Origin of the sequence: Kitasatospora phosalacinea, from assembly GCF_000716545.1 — a bacterium.
In the GTDB taxonomy this organism is placed as follows: domain Bacteria; phylum Actinomycetota; class Actinomycetes; order Streptomycetales; family Streptomycetaceae; genus Kitasatospora; species Kitasatospora phosalacinea.
The window spans coordinates 1-22,178 of the sequence record NZ_JNWZ01000059.1 but is presented as its reverse complement, the minus strand read 5'-3'; the positions used below and the strand labels follow the sequence as shown (position 1 = coordinate 22,178).

Here is a 22,178-nt window from a genome sequence, read left to right as displayed (position 1 = left end):
CCGTCCGCCCGCGCTTCACCACTGCGCTGCTCGCCACGCACGACGTTCCACCACGGATCGGCGGCCGGGTCCCTCCCGCGCCGCCGTCCGCCGTTTCCGGCCCGGCCGCACGTGCTGTACGCGCGCCGGGGGCTTTGTTACCCTCCAGTAGCCCGTCGGGGTCGACGGGTGTCCCACGCCCCGCCGCTGGAAGGTAGCTCCGCCATGACCACCGACACCCCCGACGTCGACCGCACCGCGTGGGAGAAGGCCGGCGTCCGCCTCGACCTGGACGGCGAACTCGCCACCGTCACCCTCTGTGACCCGAGCCGCCGCAACGCCCAGACCCCCGCGATGTGGCGCGCCCTCGCCGCGGTCGGCCGCGCCCTGCCCGGCAGCGTCCGGGTCGTCCTGCTCCGGGGCGAGGGCAGTTCCTTCTCGGCCGGCCTCGACCGCGCCATGTTCACCCCCGAGGGCATCCCCGGCGAGACCGGCTTCCTGCGGCTCGCCGCCTCCGCCGACGCCGAACTCGACGCCGCCATCGCCTCCTACCAGGAGGCGTTCACCTGGTGGCGCCGCAACGACCTGATCAGCATCGCCGCCGTCCAGGGCCACGCGGTCGGCGCCGGCTTCCAGCTCGCCCTCGCCTGCGACCTGCGGATCGTCGCCGAGGACGTCCAGTTCGCCATGAAGGAGACCTCGCTCGGCCTGGTCCCCGACCTCGCCGGCACCAAGCCGCTCACCGAACTCGTCGGCTACGCCCGCGCCCTGGAGATCTGCGCCACCGGTCGCCGGGTCGGCGCCGAGGAGGCCGTCGCCACCGGCCTCGCCAACCTCGCCGTCCCCGCCGCCGACCTGGGCGCAGCCGCCGCCGACCTGGCCGCCGCCCTGCTCGCCGCCCCGCGCGGCGCCGTCATCGAGACCAAGGCGCTCCTGCGCGGCGCCGCCGACCGCACCTACGACCAGCAGCGCGCCGCCGAGCGCGAGGCGCAGGCGCGCCGGCTCCGCGACCTCGCGGGGATGTAGCCGGGAGATTCCGGACGGGGGTGCGGCGGGTTCCGCCGCACCCCCTGCTTGTACGCGCCTGTGGTGCGGTGCGCGTGGCGAAATGTCAGGGTTGGGATGGTTTGCGATATAGCTGGTGTCGAACGTCAGGAGAACCGAGATGACGCAGCCCCACACCCCCACCTCCGCGGACCTGCAGAAGGACGCGCCGGAGAAGCGGTCGCCCGGCGAGCGCGGGAGCACCTCCCTCGCCGACGGAGTGGTGGAGAAGATCGCCGGCATGGCCGCCCGGGAGGTCTCGGGCATCCACGCCCTGGGGTCCGGGTTCTCCCGGACGTTCGGCGCGATGCGGGACCGGGTGCCGGGTTCGAGCTCGAAGTCCGGTGTCTCGCGCGGGATCAAGGCGGAGGTCGGCGAGAAGCAGGCCGCCATCGACATCGCGCTGGTGGTCGAGTACGGGGTGGTGATCCCCAGGCTGGCCGCCGAGGTGCGGGCGAACATCATCGAGTCGGTCGAGCGGATGACCGGCCTGGAGGTGGTCGAGGTGAACATCGCCGTGAACGACGTCCACCTGCCCGACGACCCGGACGAGGACGAGGACGAGGAGTCCCAGTCCTCCGGCAAGCGCCCCCGCGTGCAGTGACGTGCAGTGAGCCGTGGCAGTGAATCGTGGCAGTGAGTCGTGACCGTCCCGAGTGCCGAGCAGGATCGCGAAGGAGCAGTGGATGAACCTGGCGTTGATGGGCATGGTCGCGGGCATGGCCCTCGGCTTCGCCGGCTACTTCGGCGGGTTCGGTGCGTTCCTGCTGGTGGCGGCGCTCGGGGCGGTGGGCTTCGTGGTCGGGCGGCTGATCGAGGGGGACATCGAACTCGGTGACCTCGGCGACCTGCTGCGCGGCCGGGACCGGCGGCGCTGATGACGGATCCGGGGGTGATCGCACAGCGCGGCGGAGAGCGCGTCGCGGACCGGGTGTACCGGCGGATCGCGGCCCGGGCCGCCGCCGACGCGCTCGCCCCGGCCTGGCAGGACCGGCCCGGCCGGGGCCCGTACCCGAAGGTCTCGGCCCTGCTCTCGCACGGCCGGATCAGGCTCACGCTGCACCTGGAACTGCCGTTCCCGTCCGACGTCGGCACGCTGGCCCGGACGGCGCGCGACGCCGCCTGCCGCACCGTCGCCGAGCTGACCGGCACGCCGGTGACCGGGGCGGACGTGATCGTGGACCGCCTGCACCCGGCGGCCGCCGGATGACCGGGCCGGAGCCCGGGACGGGCGTCGAACCGGAGTCCGCGGCGTCGGCCGGGCCGGCCGGGGCCACCCCGGTGCACGCCCGGCGGCGCCGGGCCGGGCGCTGGCTGCGCTCGGAGCGCGCGGTGCCGACCGCGCTGGTGGTGGCCGTGCTGGTGGTGGCGGCCGGAACGCTGCTGTACGACGTGATCGCGGTGCGGGCCGGCGGCGAGGCCAGGCCCTGGCGGCAGGAGCTGTCGCGGCAGTTGGCGACCCGGCACCTGGACGACCCGTGGGTGCTCGGCATCGCCGGCGGCGCCGTCGTGCTCGGCCTGCTGCTGCTCTGGCTGGCCCTCGCCCGCGGCCTGCGCGGCTGGCTCGCGCTGGAGCCGCGCGGCGCCGCGATCCACCGGGGCACCGTCGCCGCGCTGATCGCCCGGCGCGCCCAGCAGCGCTCCGACGTGCACTCCTGGCGGGTGAAGGTCAAGCGGCGGCGCACCCGGGTCACCCTGACCGGCACCGCCGACCCGGCCGGCGCGGAACGCGAACTGCGGGCCGAACTCGCCCGGATCCCGCTGGCCGAACCGCACCGGCTGGACGTCCGCACCAAGCCGGTGCACGAACGCCACCACCGCCGGGTACTCGCCGAGTTGGAGCCGCCCCGATGAGTCGACGCGTCGTCAACCGCACCCTCCTGGCCCTCGTCGGGCTGGTCCTGCTGGCCGGTGGGGCGCTGGTGCTGCTCGGCGGCCTCGACGCCTACCGGCACTTCGGCGTCACCCCGCCGCACCGGTGGCCGCTCACCTCGCCCGACCAGCCCGTGCTCAGCACGGCCAGCCGCACCCGCTGGACCGACCGCGACTGGTGGTGGCCGGTGGCCATCGGCGTCCCCGCGCTGGTGGTCGCCGGCTGCCTGTGGTGGCTGTTCTCCCAGCTGCGGCGCGGCGGCCCGGCCGGCGTCGACCTGCCCTCGCCCGCCGCGTCCGGCCAGGCGCACTTCGCCCTGCACGTGCGCAGCCGGGCCGTCGAGGAGGCGATCGAGTCCGAGACGGTCGCCCTCCCGGACGTCGAACGGGCCACCGCCAAGGTCACCGGCGCGGCCCGCCGCCCCGAGGTGCGCACCGCCGTGCGGCTCGCCCCGGGCGCCGACACCGCCGCGCTGGTCACCGCCTACCGGGCCGGCCCCGTCGAACACGCCCGCCGCTCGCTGGGCCTGGCCGTCCTGCCCGCCCAGCTGCGGCTGCGCGGCGCGAAGCCGCGACGGGAGCGGAACCGGAAGAACGCCCCGCGGGTGCGCTAGCGCAACGGCGCGGTACCGGGGCCCGGAGGTTCTCCTCCGGGCCCCGGTACCGCGTTCGCCGGGCGGTTACAGGCCGCGGGTGGCGCCGCCGTCGACGGGGAGCATCAGGCCGGTGAGGTAGGAGGCGGCGGGGGAGAGGAGGAAGGCGGCGGTGCGGCCGAACTCCTCGGGGGTGCCGTAGCGGCGCAGCGGGATGCCGGCGGCGGCGCTCTCGCGGGCGGCGGCGGGGTCGGGGGCGAGGGCGTCGAGTTCGCGGACGCGGTCGGTGTCGATGCGGCCGGGGAGCAGGCCGAGGACGCGGATGCCGCGCGGGCCGAGTTCGTCGGCGAGGGACTTGGCGGCCATGGCGAGGCCGGGGCGCAGGCCGTTGGAGATGCCGAGGCCGGCGATGGGCTGGCGGACCGAGGTGGACAGCACGAAGGCGATGACGCCCCCGGCGGGGAGCTGTTCGGCGGCGGTGCGGGCCAGGCGCAGGGCGCCGAGGAAGACCGAGTCGAACGCGGTGCGCCAGGCCTCGTCGGTGGTGGTGGCGACCGGCCCGGCGGCGGGGCCGCCGACGCTGATCAGGATGCCGTCGAAGCCGCCGAAGCGCTCGCGGGCGGCGTCGATCAGGCGCTGCGGGGTGGCCGGGTCGGCGTTGTCCGCGCCGACGCCGTGGGCGTTGGCGCCGAGGTCGGCCGCGGCGGCGGTGGCCGCGGCCCCGGCGCGGCCGGTGACGACCACCTTGGCGCCTTCGTCGACGAGTTGTCGTGCGGTGGCGTGGCCGAGCCCCCGGGTCGCGCCGGTGACCACGTACACCTTGTCCTTGAGTCCGAGATCCATGCCGACCATTCTCGCCGGTCGGCACGGATCCCGGACGGAGGGTCAGCCCACCGGGACACCGGGGTTGGTGAGGGCGGCGGGGCCGATGACGGTGTTGTCGGCGGTGACGGTGACGGGGCAGGTGGCGGCGTCGTAGTTGGTGACGTCGATCGCGTACTTGGCGGGGTTGGTGCCGGTGGCGCCGGTCAGGTCGGAGGCGTTGTGGCGGAAGACGGTGCCGCAGCCCCAGCCGGCGACCTGGGTGTGGGTCTGGTAGCCGTCGTTCATGGTGCGCGTGCCGGTGTTGTTCTCGATGACGTAGCCGTTGCCCTTCACGTCGACCCAGGAGTCGTCGTAGTTGACGTCGGTCAGGCCGTTGCCGTCGAAGCGGTTGCCGGAGACCAGGCCGCCGGTGGTGCCCTCCTTGAGGTCGATGTTCTCGCCGCCGATGTTGGGGCCGATGGTGTTGTCCAGGATCTGCACGTGGTCGCTCCTGTCGGTGAGCGTGTTGGCGGTGCCGACGTACACGCCCTCGCCCTTGCCGTCGTGGGCGGTGCCGGTGTCGTGGACGGTGGAGCCGCGCAGCACGCCGTAGCTGGAGGAGTTGCGGAAGTGCACGCCCTCCATGGTGGTGTGGTGGACCGTCACCCCGTCGAGCACCACGTGGTCGGAGGCGTCGACCATGATGCCCTTCTGGGCGTGGGTGACGGTGATGCCCTGGACGGTCCAGTACGGGGCGGCGGTCAGCGAGAGGCCGTAGCCGCCGCCGGTGGAGGTGGTCAGGACGGCGCCGGGGGAGCCGGTCAGGGTGATCCGGGCGGCGGCCGTGCCCGGCGTGGTGATCTTGAAGTTGCCGGTGTAGGTGCCGTCGGCGAGCTGGATGGTGCGCCCGGGGACGGCGGCGCTCAGCGCGGCCTGGAGCTCCTTGGCGGTGGAGACCCGGACGGTGTTCGCCGGGGGCGGGGAGAGGGTGGCGTCGTTCTGGCCGGGGGTGCTGACGGGCGCCGAGGGCGTGGGGGAGGCGGAGGCGGGCGGGACGGAGGAGGGCGGCGGCGAGGCGGGGGCGGTGCCGGCGGCGGTCAGCGAGACGTCGTCGGCCTGGTAGGGGCTGCCGTACCAGCCGCTCAGCGTGACGGCGACCCGGATGGTGCCGGGGCCGGTGGTGAAGGTGCGGGTGAGCTGGGTCCAGCCGGGGGCGTTCACCCAGGTGGAGGTGGACACGCCGGTGCCGGAGGCGGCGAGGGTGACGTAGGAGCCCTTCACCCAGGCGGTCAGGGTGTAGTCGGTGTTCGGCTGGACGGTGACGCTCTGGGTGCAGGGGGCGAGGTCCGCGGCGCCGGGGGCGGCGGACAGCGCGGCGGTGCCGGAGTGCGGGGCCGAGGTGGTGGTGGCGGCGGTGCCGGCGCAGCTCCAGGGGGCGAGCGCGGCGGACTCGAAGCCGCCGTTCGCGAGGAGTTCGGTGGCCGCGCCGGCCCGGGCGGGCAGCAGGGCGAGGACGGCGGTGCCCAGGGCCAGGACGGCGGTCGCGGCGCCGCCGCGGTGGATGCGGTGCGTCATGAAGGTTCGCTCCAAGGTGGGGGAAAGAGCGGTTCGGGGCGGGTGCAGGCCCAATTTGGACTAGACCAATACGGGGCGTCAATGGGTGCGCACCGACCGGGCGTCAATGGCGCCGGACCGGGAACCGTCCGAAGATGGGGGGACCGGACCACCCACCCGAGGTGCAACGCATGAACAGTCGGCGGTTGCCGAACATCGACGGCGTCGCGGCGGCCCTGGTCGACGGCGACGGACGCGTCGTGGGCTGGACCGCCGCGGCCGAGCAACTGCTCGGCCTGGCCGCCGCCCAGGTCACCGGCCGCCCGGTCCGCGACCTGCTGGTCGACGGCCCGGCCGACGCCGACGCGCTGGGCAAGCGCACCGGCGAAGTCCGGCTGCGCACCGCCGGCGGCGCCCCGCTGGAGGTCGCCTACCAGGTGCTGCCGCTGGCCGGCGAGCACGGGGAGGTCCGCGCCCTGGTGCTGGCCACCCCCGCCGACACCGTGGCCCGGCGCCGCCAGGACGAGGCGTTCACCCGGGAGCTGTTCCTGCAGGACCGGCTCGGCCTGGCCTTCTTCGACACCGACCTGCGGCTGCTGCGCACCAACACCCACCTGCTCCCGTACACCGGCCTGCCCGCCGACCTGGCCGGGCACCGGCTCGGCGACTTCCTGCAGCCGACCGAGGCGGAGGCCGCCGAGGCGATCCTGCGGCACGTGATCGCCACCGGGGAGCCGGTGGTCCGGGCCGAACTGCCGATCCGCACCCTGGACGACCCCGGGCCGGCCGTGGTCATGGAGGTGCAGGCGTTCCGCCTGCAGGCCCCCGACGGGGCGCTGATCGGGGTGACCGCGCTGTTCGGCGACGTCACCGAACTGCACCGCTACCGGCGGCGCGCCGACGTGCTGCACCGGGCCACCGCCGCCGTCGGCGGCTCGCTCTCGGTGGCCGGCACCGCCGAGGACCTGGCCGGCGTCCTGGTGCCGGGCCTCGGCGAGCGCGCCGAGGTGGACATCGCCGAAGCCGTCTTCACCGGCGACGAGCCGGCGCCCGGCGCCGACGGGCTGGTGGCCGTCCGCCGCACCGCCACCGCCGGGCCGCCCGGCCCCGACGACCGCCCGCTCGGACCGCTCGGCCGCGAACGGCTCGGCGGCCCCGCCGCCACCGGACCGCTGTCGATGAGCGCCCCGCTGCACGCCCGCGGCGGCCCGCTCGGCCGGGTGACCGTCCGCCGCGGCGAGGCCGCGGGCCCGTACGGGGGCGAGGACCTCGAACTGCTGCGGGAGATCGCCGCCCGGGCCGCGCTCGCCCTGGACAACGCCCGCCGCTACACCCGCGAGCACCGGGCCGCCGTCGGCCTGCAGCGCTCGCTGCTGCCGCCCGCCGAGACGGCGGTGCCCGCCGCCACCACCGCCAGCGTCTACCGGCCCACCGACACCGCGACCGGCGTCGGCGGCGACTGGTTCGACGTCATCCCGCTCTCCGGCGCCCGGGTCGCCCTGGTGGCCGGCGACGTGGTCGGCCACGGCCTGCAGGCCAGCGCCACCATGGGCCGGCTGCGCACCGCCGTGCGCACCCTGGCCGACCTCGACCTGGAGCCCGACGAGCTGCTGGTGCACCTGGACGACCTGGTCTCCCAGCTGGTCGTCGAGGGCAGCGAGGAGGAGCGCGAGCGCGGCGTCGCCGACCCGTCCGGGGCGACCTGCGTGTACGCCGTCTACGACCCGGTCTCCGGGATCTGCCAGGCCGCCAGCGCCGGGCACCCGCCGCCCGCGGTGGTGCACCCCGACGGGCGGGTCGAGTACCTGCCGGTCAATCCCGGGCCGCCGCTCGGCGTCGGCGGGCTGCCGTTCGAGGCGGTCGAGTGCGCGCTGCGCGCGGGCAGCGTGCTCGCGCTGTACACCGACGGCCTGATCGAGGGCGGCACCGGCGGCGACCTGGACGAGGGCATGGCGCAGCTCGCCGCCCGGCTCGGGGAGGCCGACCTCGGCGGCGACCTGGCGGCGGCCGGGCGGGCGATCGTCGCGGAGATGTCCACCGCCGGGCTGAGCGACGACGTGACACTGCTGCTGGCCCGGCTGCACCCCGTGCCGCCCGCCGACACCGCCGCGTGGACCATCGACGCCGACCCGTCCGCCGTCGCCGGGGTGCGCGAGGCCGCCACCCGGATGCTGGAGGAGTGGGGGCTGGACGCGCTGGTGTTCACCACCGAGCTGGTGCTGAGCGAACTGGTCACCAACGCGATCCGGTACGCGGGCGGGCCGGTGATGGTGCGGCTGATCCGCTCCTCGGTGCTGACCTGCGAGGTCTCCGACCCCAGCTCCACCCAGCCGCGGATGCGCCGGGCCCGGCTCACCGACGAGGGCGGCCGCGGCCTGTACCTGGTCGCCCAGCTGACCCAGCGCTGGGGCAGCCGCTACACCCGCAACGGCAAGACCATCTGGGCCGAGCAGTCGCTCGACCCGCCGCCGCTCAGCTGGTAGCGCCCACCGGCTCCGCCGCCACCGCCGCCTTCCGCTCCGCCGCGTTCTGCCCGGCCTCGCGGCGGGCCATCACCACCAGCCCGGCCGGGATCAGCGCGGTGAACAGCCACCACTGGACGGCGTACGCCATGTGCGGGCCGATGTCGGAGTGGCCGGGCTCGGCGAGCAGCTCGGGGGAGGGGCCGGCGGCGGGCCGGGAGGAGGCGAGTTCCAGGTAGCCGCCGAGCACGGTGGCGTTCGCGTACTTGGCCTGCTCGGCGGTGTTGATCACCTTGAACATCCGGTCCGGCAGGCCGCCGCGGTTCTTCACGCCCAGCGAGGCGTACGTCTCGTCGGCGCGCAGCCGGCCGGTGACGGTGACCTCGCCGGACGGCGGGGCGGGGATCTCCGGGATGCTGGCGGCGTCCGCGGCGGACTCCACCCAGCCGCGGTTGACCAGGACCGAGCCCTTGCCGTCGGAGAGCACCAGCGGGGTGACCACGAAGTAGCCGATGGTGGAGCCGCCGGGCTCGGTGCGGCCGCGGATGACCACCTCGTGCCCGGTGTCGTAGCTGCCGGTGGCGGTCACGGTGCGCCACACCTCGCCGGACGGGACGGACCAGCCGGGGGTGGAGAGCGAGTCGAAGGCGACCGGGGTGCTGCCCAGGTTCCGCGCCACCAGGTCGTTGCGGGCCACCCGGGCCTCGTGCCGGTGGTACTGCCAGAAGCCCAGCTTGATCATGGTCGGGACCAGCACCGCGGCCACCAGGACGATGACCGCCCAGCGAACGGACAGCAGGAATCGGTACACACCCGGCACGCTAACCCTCCTTACCGCCGCGTCAGGCACCGGGGTGCGGCGCGACCTCGCGCAGCAGCTGCAGGAAGGCGTCCTCGCCGACCACCGGGGTGCCGTACTCGCGGGCCTTGCGGGCCTTGCCGCTCCACGAGCCGGGCTCGTTGGTGACCAGCAGGCTGGTGAGCCGGCTCACCGAGGAGGCGATGTGCAGGCCGGCCTCGGTGGCCCGGTCCTCCAGCAGCTCGCGGTCGGTGGCGGTGTCGCCGGTGATCGCCACCCGCATGCCCTGCACCAGCGGCGAGCCGTCCGTCCAGCGGCCCGGGTTCGGGTACGGGCAGGGCGGGCGCTTGCGGCCGGGCCGGTACGAGGAGCTCCAGGAGCCGCGGGCCGGTCCCGCGGCCGGGCCCGCGGCGGCGGCCTCCTCGCCGAGGTCGGTGACGGCGACGCAGGCGGTCAGCGGCAGCGGGACGCCGCCGCTGCGGGCCAGCTCCAGCGAGGGGCGGAACACCTCGGCCAGCACCCGGGCGTCGTCCAGCGCGTGGTGGGCCTGGCGCTGGTGCACGCCGAAGTGCGCGGCCAGCGAGGAGAGCTTGCCGTTGGGCAGCGGCAGCCGCAGGTCGCGGGCCAGCACCATGGTGCACAGCCGCTGCTCGACCGGGGCGCGCAGGCCGGCCCGGGAGAACTCGCGGGAGATCATGTTCCAGTCGAAGAGCGCGTTGTGGGCGACCAGCACCCGCTCGCGCAGCCGCTCGGCGAACTCGGCGGCGACCTCCGGGAAGGTCGGCGCGCCGGCCAGCACCTCGCTGGTCAGGCCGTGGATCCAGACCGGTCCCGGATCCCGCTCGGGGTTGACCAGGGTGTACCAGTGGTCGGTGACCTCACCGTCCGGGTCGAGCTGGTAGACGCCCGCCGAGATGACCCGGTCGGAGCGGCCGAGACCGGTGGTCTCCACGTCGACGACCGCGAAGCCGCGCCCGGTGCCCTGGCCGGGGCCGGTGCGCGGTGCCGGGAGCGGCGGGGTCGGGAATGGCGCGTGCATAACGCACCACTTTACGGGGAGCGGCGGGCGGTTCCGGACGGAACAGCACCGGTGAGGGGCGGCTTACAGTGGGAAGCGCGGGTGCAGACACCCGCGGGCTCCCGTACACCGAAGGACTCTCCCCATGCGCGCCACCGTGATCCACGGCCCCCAGGACATCCGGATCGAGGAGGTGCCGGACCCGCGGATCGAACGGCCCGGGGACGCCGTGGTGCGGGTGCTGAACGCCTGCATCTGCGGCAGCGACCTGTGGGCGTACCGGGGCGTGGCCAAGCGGCAGGCCGGGCAGCGGATCGGGCACGAGTTCCTGGGCTTCGTCGAGGAGGTCGGCGCCGAGGTGCGCGGCTTCGCGGTCGGCGACCTGGTGGTGGCCCCGTTCGTCTGGTCGGACGGCGTGTGCGAGTACTGCCGCGAGGGCCTGCAGACCTCCTGCCCGCACGGCGGGTTCTGGGGCACCCCGGGGTCGGACGGCGGGCAGGGCGAGGCCGTCCGGGTGCCGTTCGCGGACGGGACGCTGGTGAAGCTGCCGAAGGAGGCGGCCGGGGACGAGAAGCTGCTGCCCGGGCTGCTGGCGCTGTCCGACGTGATGTCCACCGGCCACCACGCGGCGGTCTCGGCCGGCGTGCGGCCCGGGGCGACGGTCGCGGTGGTCGGCGACGGCGCGGTCGGGCTGTGCGGGGTGCTGGCCGCGCACCGGCTCGGCGCGGGCCGGATCATCGCGCTCGGCCGGCACGAGGGCCGCACCGCGATCGCCCGTTCCTTCGGCGCCACCGACGTGGTGCCCGAGCGCGGCGAGGCGGCGATCGAGGCGGTGCGCGAGCTGACCGGCGGGCAGGGCGCGCACGCGGTGCTGGAGGCGGTCGGCACCGAGGAGTCGATGCGCACCGCGATCTCGATCGCCCGGGACGGCGGCGCGGTCGGCTACGTGGGCGTGCCGCACGGCGGCAGCGCCGGCGTGGACATCGGCCAGATGTTCAACCGGAACGTGCAGCTGCGCGGCGGCGTCGCCCCGGCCCGGGCGTACATCCCCGAGCTGCTGGCGGACGTGCTCTCCGGGGCGATCGACCCGGGCGCGGTGTTCGACCGCACGGTGGGGCTGGACGAGGTGCCCGAGGGCTACCGGGCGATGGACGAGCGCACGGCGCTCAAGGTGCGCATCGCCTTCTGAACCGCCCGCCGGGCAGCGGTGGTCGGATGAAAATCACACCGGGGCGGCCGCGATGCGGCCGCCCCGGTGGCGTGTTCTGGTCAGTTTTCGGCCACATCGTGTGGGGAAGCTTCTCGGGGTCCGTTCCTGGATCTAGCATGCAGCGCACTCAATGTGACGTCACTCACGTCCATCTGATCGTCCGTCGCACCGAAGACGTCAGGAGACCCCGCGTGGCACCCCCGCCCGAGACAGTCCCCGAATCGTTCCAACGTATCGAGGAATCCGCAGAGTTCCGGCAACTGAGGAGCTCCTTCCGGAACTTCGCATTCCCGGTCACGGCCGGATTCGTGCTCTGGTACCTGCTGTACGTCCTGCTCAGCTGCTACGCCCCCGGTTTCATGAGCACCAAGGTCGCCGGCAACGTCAACGTCGCGCTGGTGCTCGGCCTCCTGCAGTTCGTCAGCACCTTCGCGATCGCCGCCTGGTACGCCAGGTTCGCCGACCGGCAGCTGGACCCGCGCGCCGCCGTGATCCGGGGCCGCGCCGACGCCACGCTGCCCGCGCAGTCCGTCGACCACACCGCCGTGGCCGAGGAGGCCGCCGAATGACGCAGCTGGCCACCTCCGCGGGCGACCACCGCACCCTGATCATGTCCCTGTTCGGGGTCTTCGTGCTCGCCACCCTCGGCATCACCCTGTGGGCCGGCCGCAGCACCCGCGACGCCGCCGACTTCTACGCCGGCGGCCGCGGCTTCACCGGCTTCCAGAACGGCCTGGCGATCTCCGGCGACTACATGTCCGCCGCGTCCTTCCTGGGCATCACCGGCGCCATCGCGCTCTCCGGCTACGACGGCTTCCTCTACTCCATCGGCTTCCTGGTCGCCTGGCTGGTCGCCCTGCTGCTGGTCGCCGAACCGCTGCGCAACTCCGGCCGCTACACCATGGCCGACGTGCTGGCCTTCCGGATGCGGCAGCGACCCGTCCGCACCGCCGCCGGCATCTCCACCATCGTGGTGTCGATCTTCTACCTGCTGGCGCAGATGGTCGGCGCCGGCTCGCTGGTCGCCCTGCTGCTCGGCGCGCAGAGCGACGCCGCCAAGCGCTGGACCATCGTCGCGGTCGGCGCGCTGATGGTGCTGTACGTCGTCATCGGCGGCATGAAGGGCACCACCTGGGTGCAGATCATCAAGGCGGTGCTGCTGATCGCCGGCGCCGGGCTGATGACCGTCCTGGTGCTCGCCAAGTTCCACTTCAACCTGTCCGAACTGCTCGGCTCCGCCGCCAAGGCCAGCGGCAGCGGCGACAAGTTCCTGCAACCGGGCCTCAAGTACGGCACCAACGGCACCACCAAGCTCAACTTCCTCAGCCTCGGCATCGCCCTGGTGCTCGGCACCGCCGCGCTGCCGCACATCCTGGTGCGCTTCTACACCGTGCCCACCGCGCGCACCGCCCGGAAGTCCGTGCTCTGGTCGATCGGCATCATCGGCGTCTTCTACCTGATGACGCTCGCCCTCGGCTTCGGCGCCGCCGCCCTGGTCGGCCGCACGGCGCTGGCCGCCGACAAGTCCGGCAACACCGCCGCCCCGCTGCTCGCCGAGCACCTCGGCGGCGGCGCCGGCACCACCGGCGGCGCGGTGCTGCTCGCGGTGATCTCCGCGGTCGCCTTCGCCACCATCCTGGCCGTGGTCGCCGGGCTCACCCTGGCCTCCTCGTCCTCCTTCGCCCACGACCTGTACGCCAACGTGATCCGGCGCGGCAAGGCCACCGAGAAGGAGGAGGTGGCCAGCGCCAAGCTCGCCGCCGTCGCGATCGGCGCGGTCGCCATCCTGCTGTCGATCTTCGCCGACAAGCTGAACGCCGCCGCGCTGGTCGCCCTGGCCTTCGCGGTCGCGGCCTCCGCCAACCTGCCCACCCTGCTGTACTCGCTGTTCTGGAAGCGGTTCAACACCACCGGCGCGGTCGCCTCCACCTACGCGGGCCTGATCACCTCGGTCGGCCTGGTGGTCTTCTCCCCGGTGGTCTCCGGCAACGCCAAGGCGCTGGTCCCCGGCGCCTCCTTCGACTGGTTCCCGCTGGAGAACCCCGGCCTGATCTCCATCCCGGTCGGCTTCCTGGCCGGCGTGATCGGCACCTACCTGGCCAGGGAGAAGGCCGACCCGGCGAAGTACGCTGAACTGGAGGTCCGTTCGCTCACCGGTCTGGGCGCCCACTGAGCGGACCGCTCCCGGGCGGTGTCCGGGGGCGGCGCTAAGCTGGCCCGGCCGCCGAGCGGCGGCCGGGCCGGCAGGCTCCTTCCAGGAAGGCGGGTGGCCGGGATGCTCCTCGACACCTACGGTCGGCAGGCCGTCGACCTGCGGGTCTCGCTCACCGACCGGTGCAACCTGCGCTGCACCTACTGCATGCCCGAAGAGGGCCTGAACTGGCTCGGCAAGCCCGAACTGCTCACCGACGAGGAGATCGTCCGACTGGTCTCCCTCGCGGTCGGCACGCTCGGCGTGCGCGAAGTCCGCTTCACCGGCGGGGAGCCGCTGCTGCGGCCCGGGCTGGTGCCGATCATCGCCGCCTGCGCCGCGCTGGAGCCCCGCCCCGAGATCTCGCTCACCACCAACGGCATCGGGCTGGCCCGGGTCGCGGCGGCGCTGCGGGACGCCGGCGTCGACCGGGTCAACGTCTCGCTGGACACCCTCGACCCCGACACCTTCGCCCGGCTCACCCGCCGCAAGCGCCACCAGGACGTGCTGGACGGCCTCGCCGCCGCCGAGGCCGCCGGGCTGCGGCCGGTCAAGCTCAACGCCGTCCTGATGCGCGGCGTCAACGACCACGAGGCCGCCGACCTGCTGGCCTGGGCGATCGACCACCGCTACCAGCTGCGCTTCATCGAGCAGATGCCGCTGGACGCCCAGCACGGCTGGGACCGGACGCAGATGGTCACCGCCGAGGAGATCCTCGAACTCCTCCGCGCCCGCTTCGAGTTGACCCCCGAACCGTCGGCCGCCCGGGGCGCCGCCCCCGCCGAACGCTGGCTGGTCGACGGCGGCCCCGCGACGGTCGGCGTGATCGCCTCCGTCACCCGCCCGTTCTGCCGCGCCTGCGACCGCACCCGGCTCACCGCCGACGGACAGGTCCGCAACTGCCTGTTCGCGACCGGGGAGACCGACCTGCGGGGCGCGCTGCGCGGCGGCGCGGACGACGCCGAACTGGCCGAGCTGTGGCGGGCGGCGATGTGGGGCAAGAAGGCGGGTGCGGGCATCGACCAGCCCGAGTTCCACCAGCCGGAGCGGCCGATGTCGGCGATCGGCGGCTGAGCGGGGCCCTCCGGGGCCGCGGGGCCGTCGGCGAGGGCTCGGTGGTGGCTCGGCGGGCGGCGGTGGCCGCGCGGGCGGGCCCGCCCCCTCCCGCCCGCGCTCAGCCCGTCGACTGCCCGGGCTCCTCCGGCTGCCCGGTGCGCCACGACATCTCGATCTCCAGCTCGATCTCGTCGCCGTCCAGCTCGACCTCGATCTCGGTGCGCAGCTCGTCGGGGACGCGCACGGTCAGCCGGCCGGGCCCGAGCTCCAGCTCGGCCTGCCCGCCCCGCCTGAGCGCGGCCGCCAGCGCCTCCAGCTGGTCGGCGGCCTCGGTCCGCGACAGCGTCCGCTTCTGCGTGAACTCGAGCTCTTTCACGGGAACCTCCTGGCCCGTCGGGGACACCGGACCCTGCCATCCTCCGGCCTCCCCGCCCGGTCGGCACGACGAGCGCGGATCGCTCAGCCGTCCGGGCCGCCCGAGCCGTCCGGGCCGCCCGGGTCGTCCGGGTCGTCCGGCAGGAGTTCGACGACGATCTCCAGGCCGAGCGCGTACGACGGCGTGCCCGCGGTGATGAGCGCGGTCTCCGCGACCCCGATCAGGTCGGCGAGCGAGGCGCCCGCGTGCAGCGCCCCCCGGGCGTGGATCCGGGCGGGCTCCGTCCGGCCGAGGGCCAGCAGCTGCCCGAAGTGGACCAGTTGCTGCACCCGGCCGCCGAGCGGGCTGTCCGCCAGGACGACGTGGCGCAGGGCCGTGAACGCCTCCTCGGTGGGGAGCCGCCCGTACGCCTGGGCCACCCGCAGCCGGTCCTCCACGGCGGGCGGGACGGTGCCGAGCGTCGCCCGGTAGCGCTCCCGCAGGGCTTCGGAACGCTCGGCGGAGGTACGGCCGGTCACGACGCGACCCGCGCGATCGAGGCCCGGACGGCCTCCAGGGCGCCCGGGGGGAAGTCCACCGCGCCGCCGATCGCAGCGGCGGCGAGTTCCACCCCGGCGCTCTCCTCGATCGCCACCAGGAGCTGCCCGGCCGCCGCCGCGTCCGGGCCGAACACCAGCAGCCCGTGGTTGGCCAGCAGCACGGCGGACGTGGTCGGACGCCGCTCCAGCACGTCCGCGATGCCCCGCACCGACACGTCCGACCCGCGCGGGCCCCAGGGCACCACCGGCACCTCCTCGGGCTGCCCGAAGCGCAGCATCGGCTCGGTGCGGCAGGGCAGCGGCCGGTGCGCCACCGCGAAGGCGGTCGCGGCGGGCGAGTGGGTGTGGACGATCGCGCCCACCTGCGGCCGGGCCCGGTAGACGGTGCTGTGCATGGTGATGATCTCGGTGCTGACCGACCGCAGTTCGCCCTCCAGCAGCCGCCCGTCGAGGCCGACGGTCGCCAACTGGTGGGCCGCCAGGCCGCGGACGAACCCCGGGGTCAGCAGGAAGCGGTCGCCGTCGAGCCGGGCGCTCAGGTTGGCGTGCCCGGAGTGCGACATCACCCCCGCCTCGAAGAGCTGCCGCGCCGCCTCGACCAGCCCGTCCGCCCGCGTCGTACTCTCCATCGCTTCCGACTCCCCACTCCTCGATGGCGGTGGCCGGTCCGCCACCGCCGCAGCTGACGGCCACTCTGCGACTTGAACTAAGGTTCAAGTCAAGCGCCGTCCACCGGCGGGGGAAGGAGCGCACCGTGCGCCTGACGATCGGCCAACTCGCCGCCGCCACCGGCGTCCCCGCGTCCGCGATCCGGTTCTGGGAACGCCACGGCCTGCTGCCCGCCCCCGAACGGCAGGGCGGGCAGCGCCGCTACCCGCCGCAGGCGGCCGAGCGGATCGTCCTGCTGCGCACGTTCCAGCGGGCCGGGCTCAGCCTGGCCGAGGTCGGGGAGTTCCAGCGCGAGCAGCCGCACCGGCAGGTGATGATCCGCGCCAAGCTCGACGAGATCGAACGGCGCAGGGCCGACCTCGACCACGCCCACCAGCTGCTCACCCACGCCCTCCGCTGCGGCAAGCCGGACATCGTCGAGTGCCCGACCTTCCGCGACCAACTGGCCGGCCTGGCGGCGGACGGGGCGGCGCGGCCCGACCGGCCCGAGTAGCCCCGCCGGTCGACGGCACGCCGGACCCGCACGGGACCTAGGCGCGGTTGTGGAGCGCCTCCAGGCCGACGAGGTCGTCCGGGCGGGCGTCCGGGACGCGCTGGTCGAAGTCGGCGAAGACCGGGAGGCGGCGCAGCACCAGGCCGGTGCCGATCAGGACCAGCGCGAACAGGACGTAGGTCAGGCCGAGGCCGCGGCCCGGGCCGGTGCCGATCAGGTGGCCGACGGTCGGGGCGAGGGCCCCGCCGGGTTCCAGGGCGGGCTGGAGCAGGGCCGCGGTGCCGGGGCCGAGCAGGACGAAGCCGATCGGCATCGTGCACCAGGCGAACACCGCGTTCACCGCGAAGGCCCGCCCGTGGAAGCGCGCCGGGACCTTGACCTGCACGATCGTCGCGTACACCGTGTTCATCACGGTCAGGCCCAGGAACATGCCGAACACGCCCGCGCCGACCACGACGGTCGACGGACGCAGGCCGGTGACCAGGCAGCCCACCGCCATCAGCAGGAACGCGCCCAGCACGCCGCGCATCCGGTGCCGGGACGGGCCGCCCCAGACGGCCATCAGGACGCCGCCCAGGACGATGCCGAAGCCGCCCGCCAGGGAGACCCGGGCGACGTCGGAGAGCGAGCCGAAACCCAGGACCAGCGGCTGGAAGAAGATGAAGAGCGGGCCGACCAGCAGGTTCGTCCCCGCGAAGAAGAACAGCATCGCGCGCAGCCCCGGCGTGCCGAGGGCGAGGCGGAACCCGGCCCGCAGCTCGGCGCCCACGCTCTCCCGGCGGCGCCAGCCCAGAGTGCGGGGGAAGCGCAGGGCGGCGGTGACGGCGATCGCCACCGCGTAGCTGCACACGTCGGCGATCAGGATGCCGCGCAGGCCCACCGTGGCGAGGGCGGTCGTCGCGAGCAGCGGGACCGCGAACTGCACCACGCCGGTGCCGGCCTGGACCAGGCCGTTGGCGTGGCCGAGGAAGCGCTTGGGGACGAGCTGCGGGACGGCGGAGGAGTAGGCGATCCGCTGGAAGGTCAGGGCGACGGACAGCACCGTCATCAGGGCGTACACCGCCGGGCGGTGCAGCGCCCCGGCCAGCAGCAGGGCCAGCATCGCGGCCTGGGTGGCGCCGGCGGCGGTGTCGGCGGCGAGCATCACGGCCCGGCGGCTGTAGCGGTCGGCGACGGTGCCCGCGAGCGGGGCGACCAGCAGGCCGGGGACGAGGGCGAGCGAGGAGAGCAGGGCGAGCTGGAGCAGCGAGTCACTGCTCAGGTAGAGCCACAGCGGCAGCGCGAACTCGGTGGTGGCGGTGCCCGCCATCGACACCAGCTGGCCGGCGGCGACCGCCAGGAAGCGCGGCATGCCGGGCGCGGGCGCCGAGCGGCGGCCGACGGCGGCGGGCGGGGCGCCGGCGGTGGAGCGGGAGACGTCGGCCAGGTGCCAGGTGGGCTCGCCGGCGGGGGCGGGCGGGGTGCCGGCGGGCAGGTCGCGGTGGACGGTGGTGAGGATCCCGGCGACCTCCGCCGCGCGGTACTTGAGGAAGTAGTGGCCGGCCTCGGCGAGCACCACCAGGGCGGTGGTGCCGGAGAGGAAGTGCCACTCGCGGAAGCGCTCCCCGTGGTAGTCGGTGATGTCGTCGCGTTCGCCGACCACCGAGATCACCGGCGCCGACAGCGGGGTGACGCCGCGGTCCAGCAGTCCGGTGAAGTACTCCTCGGCCTGCTCGCTGTCGGCGCGCATGTCCCGCACCAGGCGGCGGGCGGTGGCCGGGTCGACGTCGTCCAGGCTCAGGCCCAGCGAGGTCAGCCAGTCGCGGTAGCGGCGGTCGCTGGCCAGGCGCTCCATCCGGGCCATCAGCCGCACCACGGGCCCGCGCGGGCGGGCGAACGGGAAGATCGCGCCGGTGTACACCGCCTCGACGGCCCGGCCGTCGGCCTCCAGGGCGAGCGCCAGGGCGACGGCCAGCGCCCCGCCGACGCCGCAGTGGCCGTACACCGCGACCGGGCCGCGGACGTGCTCGCGGATCTCGGCGACGGCCGCGGCGACCAGCTCCGGGAAGGCCGCCCGGCCCTCGGCCCGGCCCATCTCCTCGCCGGTGCCCGCCAGCGCGAACAGGGCGTGGCCGGGCGGCAGGGCGTCGGCGAGCGGCTGGTAGACGGCCGCGCTGCCGCCGCCGTACGGGACGCACACCAGGGTCAGCACCGGGTCGGCGGCCTGCCGGGGCGTCAGCTCGTGCAGGACGCGGGCCGGGCCGCGGTCGGCGGCGGGGGTGGCGGCCAGCGCGGCCAGGGCGCGGACGGTGGGGTGCTTGAACAGGTCCATCAGGGACAGCCCGGCGGCGTCCGGGAGCGCGGTGCGCAGCCTGGCGACGACCTTGATGCCGAGCAGCGAGTGGCCGCCCAGGTCGAAGAAGTCGTCGTCCCGGCCCGGTAGCGGGACGCCGAGCACCTCGGACCAGACCCCGGCGACGGTCCGCTCGGCGTCGGTGGCCGGTTCGGCGCGGTCGGCGCCCGGGACGGCCGGGGCCGGGGAGGGCAGCGCCGTGCGGTCGAGCTTGCCGGTGGCGCCGACCGGGAGGGCGTCCAGGACGACGTACGCGGAGGGCAGCATCGAGTCGGGCAGGGTGCGGCGCAGGCCCGCGCGCAGGGCGGCGGGCGCGGTGTCGGCGCCGCTGCCGTCCGGGACGGTCCAGGCGACCAGGCGGCGCACGCCCGGCCGGTCCTCGCGGACCGCCACGGCCGCCTCCCGGACGCCCGGCAGGGCGCGCAGCGCGGCCTCGATCTCGCCGGGCTCGATCCGCAGGCCGTGCAGCTTGACCTGCTGGTCGGTGCGGCCCAGGTACTCGACCGTGCCGTCGGGCCGGTGCCGGGCCAGGTCGCCGCTGGCGTACATCCGGGAGCCGGGCGGGCCCCACGGGTCGTCGCGGAAGCGCTCGGCGGTCAGCTCGGGCCGGTTCAGGTAGCCGAGGGCGACGCCGGGCCCGGCGATGTGCAGTTCGCCGGGCAGCCCGGCGGGCACCGGGCGGCCGTGCCGGTCCAGCACGTACACCCGCATGTTCTGGATCGGGCGGCCGATCGGGGTGCGGCGCGCGCCCGCCAGGTTCTCGGGGGTGCACGTCCAGGCCGTGCAGTCGACGGACGCCTCGGTCGGGCCGTACAGGTTGTGCAGGCCGGCGGCGGGCAGCCGCTCCAGGGCCTGCCGGGCCAGGTCGGCGGGCAGCTCCTCGCCGCTGCAGACCAGGGTGCGCAGGCTCGTGCAGCGCTCCACGCCCTCCTCGGCGAGGAAGACGGCGAGCATCGACGGCACGAAGTGCGCGGTGGTGACGGCGTGTTCGCGGATCGCGTCGCGCAGGTAGGCGCCGTCGCGGTGGCCGCCGGGGCGGGCCATCACCAGGCGGGCGCCCTCGCGCAGCGGCCAGAACAGCTCCCACACCGAGACGTCGAACGCCGCCGGGGTCTTCTGCAGCACCGCGTCCGCCGGGCCGATCGGGTAGGCGCGCTGCATCCAGTCCAGCCGGTTGTCGATGCCCCGGTGCGAGCAGAGCACGCCCTTGGGCCGGCCGGTCGAACCCGAGGTGAAGATCACGTACGCGGGGTCGTCCGGACCGGCCGGGCGCGGCGGCCGGCGTTCGGCGGGGGGCCGCCGCAGCGCGGCGTCGTCGAGGGACAGCAGCCGGGTGCCGCGCGGGAGTTCGGTCGGCAGGCGGTCGCGCAGGGCGTCCTGGGCCAGCAGCGCCCGGGGGGCGGCGTCGGCGAGCATGCCGGACAGCCGCTCGGCGGGGTGGTCCGGGTCGAGCGGGAGGTACGCGCCGCCCGCCTTCAGCACGCCCAGCAGGGCGGCCACCAGCTCGGCCGACCGCTCGGCGCAGACCGCGACCACGCTGCCCGGGCCCACCCCGGCGGCGGCCAGGTGCGCGGCCAACGCCGAGGCCCGCTGGTCCAGTTGGCGGTAGGTGAGGCGCTCGCCGGTGGCGTCGACGGCCAGGCAGACGGCGTCCGGGGTGGCGGCGGCCCGGGCCTCGAAGCGGCCGTGCAGGGTGCCGGGTTCGAGGGGGAGGGCGGTGTCGTTCCACGCCTCCAGGGTGGTGCGCAGCTCTCCGGGGTCGGTCAAGTCCAGCCGGGAGATCGGGAGTTCGGGGTGCAGGACGACCTGGCGCAGCAGGCGGTGGAACAGCTCGGCCAGGCGGGCGATCGTGCCGGGCTCGAACAGGTCGGAGCTGTAGGTGAAGTAGCCGTGCAGGCCCTCGTCGGTGTGCCGCAGGTACAGCTCCAGGTCGAAGCGGGTGGAGCCGGTGGTGAACGGCTGGTGGCCGACCTCCGGGCCGCCGTCCGCCGAACCGGCCTCGGCGCGCTCGTAGTTGAGCAGCGTGAACGAGGTCTGGAACACCGGCGTCCGGCTCGGGTCGCGCGGCAGTGCCAGCTCCTCGACCAGCTGCTCGAACGGCATCTCCTGGTGCGCAAGGTCGGCGACGAACCGCTCCCGGACGTCCGCCAGCAGGGCGGTGAACCCCGGATCGCCCGACAGGTCCGCGCGCAGCGCCAGCACGTTCGCGAACAGGCCCACCAGCGGCTCAAGTTCGGGCAGCGTCCGGCCCGCGACGGTGGAGCCGACCGCGAAGTCGTCCTGCCCGCACCAGCGGCCCAGCAGCGCCTGGTAGGCGGCCAGCAGCGTCATGTACGGCGTCGCGCCGTGCGCCGCGCCCAGCGCCAGCACCGCCCGGCTGGTCTCCGCGTCCAGCGCGATGCCGTGGCCCGCGCCGCGCAGCGTCGGGACGGCCGGGCGCGGGCGGTCGGCGGGCAGGTCCAGCGGAGGGACGCCGGCCAGCCGTCCGCGCCAGTGGTCCAGGTCGGCCCGGCGCACCTCGCCCCGGTAGCGGGCGCGCTGCCAGGCGGCGAAGTCGCCGTACTGCACCGCCAGTTCGGGCAAAGGGCGGTCCTCGCCGCCTTGGCAGCCGGCCAGCAGCTCGCGCAGGAACAGCTCGCTGGACCAGCCGTCCGAGACGATGTGGTGCTGCACCACCACCAGCACGTGGTCCCGCTCGCCGGCCCGCAGCAGGGCCGCCCGCACCACCGGGCCCGCCGCCAGGTCGAACGGCCGGCCGGTCTCCTCCCGCACCCAGGCGTCGAGTCGCGCCTCCCGGTCGGCCGGGGCCAGGTCGGGGGCGACGGCCCTGACCTCCAGCCGGACGCCGCCAGGTGGGTCGACCACCACGGTCGGCGTGCCGTCGGGCGCCGCCGGGAAGCGCATCCGCAGGCTCTCGTGCCGGGCCACCAGCCGCTCCAGCGACGCCGACAGCCGCTCCGGGTCGAGCGGGCCGCGCAGCCGCACCACCAGCGGCACGGTGTAGGCGGTGCTGTCCGGGACGAACTGGTCCATGAACCACAGGCGTTCCTGCGCGAAGGACAGCGGCGGCGCGGTGCCCTCCGGGCGGCGCGGCACGACCGTCGCGGGGGCGGCGGTGCGGGCGCGGCGCAGGCGGCGGGCGAGCAGCTCGGCGCGGGCGTCGGCAGGGGCGGGGGCGGGCGTGGGG

Annotated in this window: 20 protein-coding genes and 1 pseudogene; 12 read left to right on the top strand and 9 right to left on the bottom strand. The window is 75.3% G+C overall.

Annotated features, from left to right (window positions below):
- Positions 1 to 204 precede the first annotated feature (204 nt).
- From OO48_RS25640 to OO48_RS25615, 6 genes are all read left to right on the top strand, one after another.
- Positions 205 to 1,005 (top strand): enoyl-CoA hydratase/isomerase family protein, encoded by an 801-nt coding sequence (locus OO48_RS25640; protein WP_033220337.1) that lies wholly within the window; start codon positions 205 to 207, stop codon positions 1,003 to 1,005.
- Between the two features lie 139 nt (positions 1,006 to 1,144).
- On the top strand, positions 1,145 to 1,627 hold the full coding sequence (locus tag OO48_RS25635; protein ID WP_033220335.1) for an Asp23/Gls24 family envelope stress response protein: 483 nt from the start codon (positions 1,145 to 1,147) through the stop codon (positions 1,625 to 1,627).
- Between the two features lie 82 nt (positions 1,628 to 1,709).
- Complete coding sequence (locus OO48_RS25630) at positions 1,710 to 1,901, top strand: hypothetical protein (RefSeq protein ID WP_033220333.1); 192 nt, start codon at positions 1,710 to 1,712, stop codon at positions 1,899 to 1,901.
- A 14-nt stretch (positions 1,902 to 1,915) separates the two neighbouring features.
- Positions 1,916 to 2,233, top strand: coding sequence for a hypothetical protein (locus OO48_RS25625; RefSeq protein WP_051732769.1), 318 nt, complete (start codon positions 1,916 to 1,918; stop codon positions 2,231 to 2,233).
- The gene (locus tag OO48_RS25620) at positions 2,230 to 2,877 is read left to right on the top strand and encodes a DUF6286 domain-containing protein (protein ID WP_051732768.1); all 648 of its coding nucleotides are present in this window, start codon (positions 2,230 to 2,232) and stop codon (positions 2,875 to 2,877) included. Before OO48_RS25625 ends, OO48_RS25620 begins: the two co-directional genes overlap by 4 nt.
- Positions 2,874 to 3,509, top strand: coding sequence for an Asp23/Gls24 family envelope stress response protein (locus OO48_RS25615; RefSeq protein ID WP_033220329.1), 636 nt, complete (start codon positions 2,874 to 2,876; stop codon positions 3,507 to 3,509). Before OO48_RS25620 ends, OO48_RS25615 begins: the two co-directional genes overlap by 4 nt.
- A 66-nt stretch (positions 3,510 to 3,575) precedes the next feature.
- On the opposite strand, the gene OO48_RS25610 is transcribed toward OO48_RS25615, so the two are convergent.
- The 3 genes and pseudogenes from OO48_RS25610 to OO48_RS40170 all read right to left on the bottom strand — a co-directional run.
- A complete protein-coding gene (locus tag OO48_RS25610; RefSeq protein ID WP_033220415.1) occupies positions 3,576 to 4,331 on the bottom strand; it encodes an SDR family oxidoreductase in 756 nt (251 codons plus the stop codon).
- A gap of 42 nt (positions 4,332 to 4,373) precedes the next feature.
- The gene (locus OO48_RS40175; protein WP_051732789.1) at positions 4,374 to 5,393 is read right to left on the bottom strand and encodes a right-handed parallel beta-helix repeat-containing protein; all 1,020 of its coding nucleotides are present in this window, start codon (positions 5,391 to 5,393) and stop codon (positions 4,374 to 4,376) included.
- Positions 5,394 to 5,459: 66 nt separating this feature from the next.
- Positions 5,460 to 5,867, bottom strand: a pseudogene (locus OO48_RS40170) (carbohydrate binding domain-containing protein); the annotation flags it as partial.
- Positions 5,868 to 6,037: 170 nt separating this feature from the next.
- On the opposite strand from OO48_RS40170, the gene OO48_RS25600 reads away from it, so the two are divergent.
- Positions 6,038 to 8,329, top strand: coding sequence for a SpoIIE family protein phosphatase (locus OO48_RS25600; RefSeq protein WP_033220327.1), 2,292 nt, complete (start codon positions 6,038 to 6,040; stop codon positions 8,327 to 8,329).
- Here the strand turns inward: OO48_RS25600 and OO48_RS25595 are convergent.
- Positions 8,319 to 9,128 carry an SURF1 family cytochrome oxidase biogenesis protein gene (locus OO48_RS25595; protein ID WP_342449662.1) on the bottom strand — a complete coding sequence of 270 codons (810 nt, stop codon included), beginning with the start codon at positions 9,126 to 9,128 and terminating at the stop codon, positions 8,319 to 8,321. The genes OO48_RS25600 and OO48_RS25595 overlap by 11 nt on opposite strands.
- Before the next feature lie 22 nt (positions 9,129 to 9,150).
- Positions 9,151 to 10,146, bottom strand: coding sequence for a DEDDh family exonuclease (locus tag OO48_RS25590; RefSeq protein ID WP_033220323.1), 996 nt, complete (start codon positions 10,144 to 10,146; stop codon positions 9,151 to 9,153).
- A gap of 124 nt (positions 10,147 to 10,270) precedes the next feature.
- Between OO48_RS25590 and OO48_RS25585 the strand changes: the two genes are divergently transcribed.
- From OO48_RS25585 to moaA, 4 genes are all read left to right on the top strand, one after another.
- Positions 10,271 to 11,314, top strand: a complete 1,044-nt coding sequence (locus tag OO48_RS25585; RefSeq protein ID WP_033220321.1) for a zinc-dependent alcohol dehydrogenase family protein — start codon at positions 10,271 to 10,273, stop codon at positions 11,312 to 11,314.
- Positions 11,315 to 11,526: 212 nt separating this feature from the next.
- Entirely contained in the window at positions 11,527 to 11,904 is a 378-nt protein-coding gene (locus tag OO48_RS25580; RefSeq protein WP_033220319.1) for a DUF485 domain-containing protein, read from the top strand.
- Positions 11,901 to 13,508, top strand: coding sequence for a solute symporter family protein (locus tag OO48_RS25575; RefSeq protein WP_033220317.1), 1,608 nt, complete (start codon positions 11,901 to 11,903; stop codon positions 13,506 to 13,508). The genes OO48_RS25580 and OO48_RS25575 overlap by 4 nt, the downstream gene beginning before the upstream one ends.
- A 102-nt stretch (positions 13,509 to 13,610) precedes the next feature.
- The gene (gene moaA, locus OO48_RS25570) at positions 13,611 to 14,600 is read left to right on the top strand and encodes a GTP 3',8-cyclase MoaA (protein ID WP_033220413.1); all 990 of its coding nucleotides are present in this window, start codon (positions 13,611 to 13,613) and stop codon (positions 14,598 to 14,600) included.
- Between the two features lie 100 nt (positions 14,601 to 14,700).
- Here moaA and OO48_RS25565 read toward each other — a convergent pair whose 3' ends face one another.
- From OO48_RS25565 to OO48_RS25555, 3 genes are all read right to left on the bottom strand, one after another.
- Complete coding sequence (locus OO48_RS25565; protein ID WP_081952369.1) at positions 14,701 to 14,958, bottom strand: amphi-Trp domain-containing protein; 258 nt, start codon at positions 14,956 to 14,958, stop codon at positions 14,701 to 14,703.
- Between the two features lie 83 nt (positions 14,959 to 15,041).
- Positions 15,042 to 15,476 carry a carboxymuconolactone decarboxylase family protein gene (locus OO48_RS25560; RefSeq protein WP_051732763.1) on the bottom strand — a complete coding sequence of 145 codons (435 nt, stop codon included), beginning with the start codon at positions 15,474 to 15,476 and terminating at the stop codon, positions 15,042 to 15,044.
- Entirely contained in the window at positions 15,473 to 16,126 is a 654-nt protein-coding gene (locus tag OO48_RS25555) for a class II aldolase/adducin family protein (RefSeq protein WP_033220316.1), read from the bottom strand. Before OO48_RS25555 ends, OO48_RS25560 begins: the two co-directional genes overlap by 4 nt.
- Positions 16,127 to 16,251: 125 nt before the next feature.
- Between OO48_RS25555 and OO48_RS25550 the strand changes: the two genes are divergently transcribed.
- Positions 16,252 to 16,659, top strand: coding sequence for a MerR family transcriptional regulator (locus OO48_RS25550; RefSeq protein ID WP_033220315.1), 408 nt, complete (start codon positions 16,252 to 16,254; stop codon positions 16,657 to 16,659).
- A 37-nt stretch (positions 16,660 to 16,696) separates the two neighbouring features.
- On the opposite strand, the gene OO48_RS25545 is transcribed toward OO48_RS25550, so the two are convergent.
- Positions 16,697 to 22,178: amino acid adenylation domain-containing protein (locus OO48_RS25545; RefSeq protein WP_033220314.1), on the bottom strand; the 5,482-nt coding region annotated here is incomplete at its 5' end.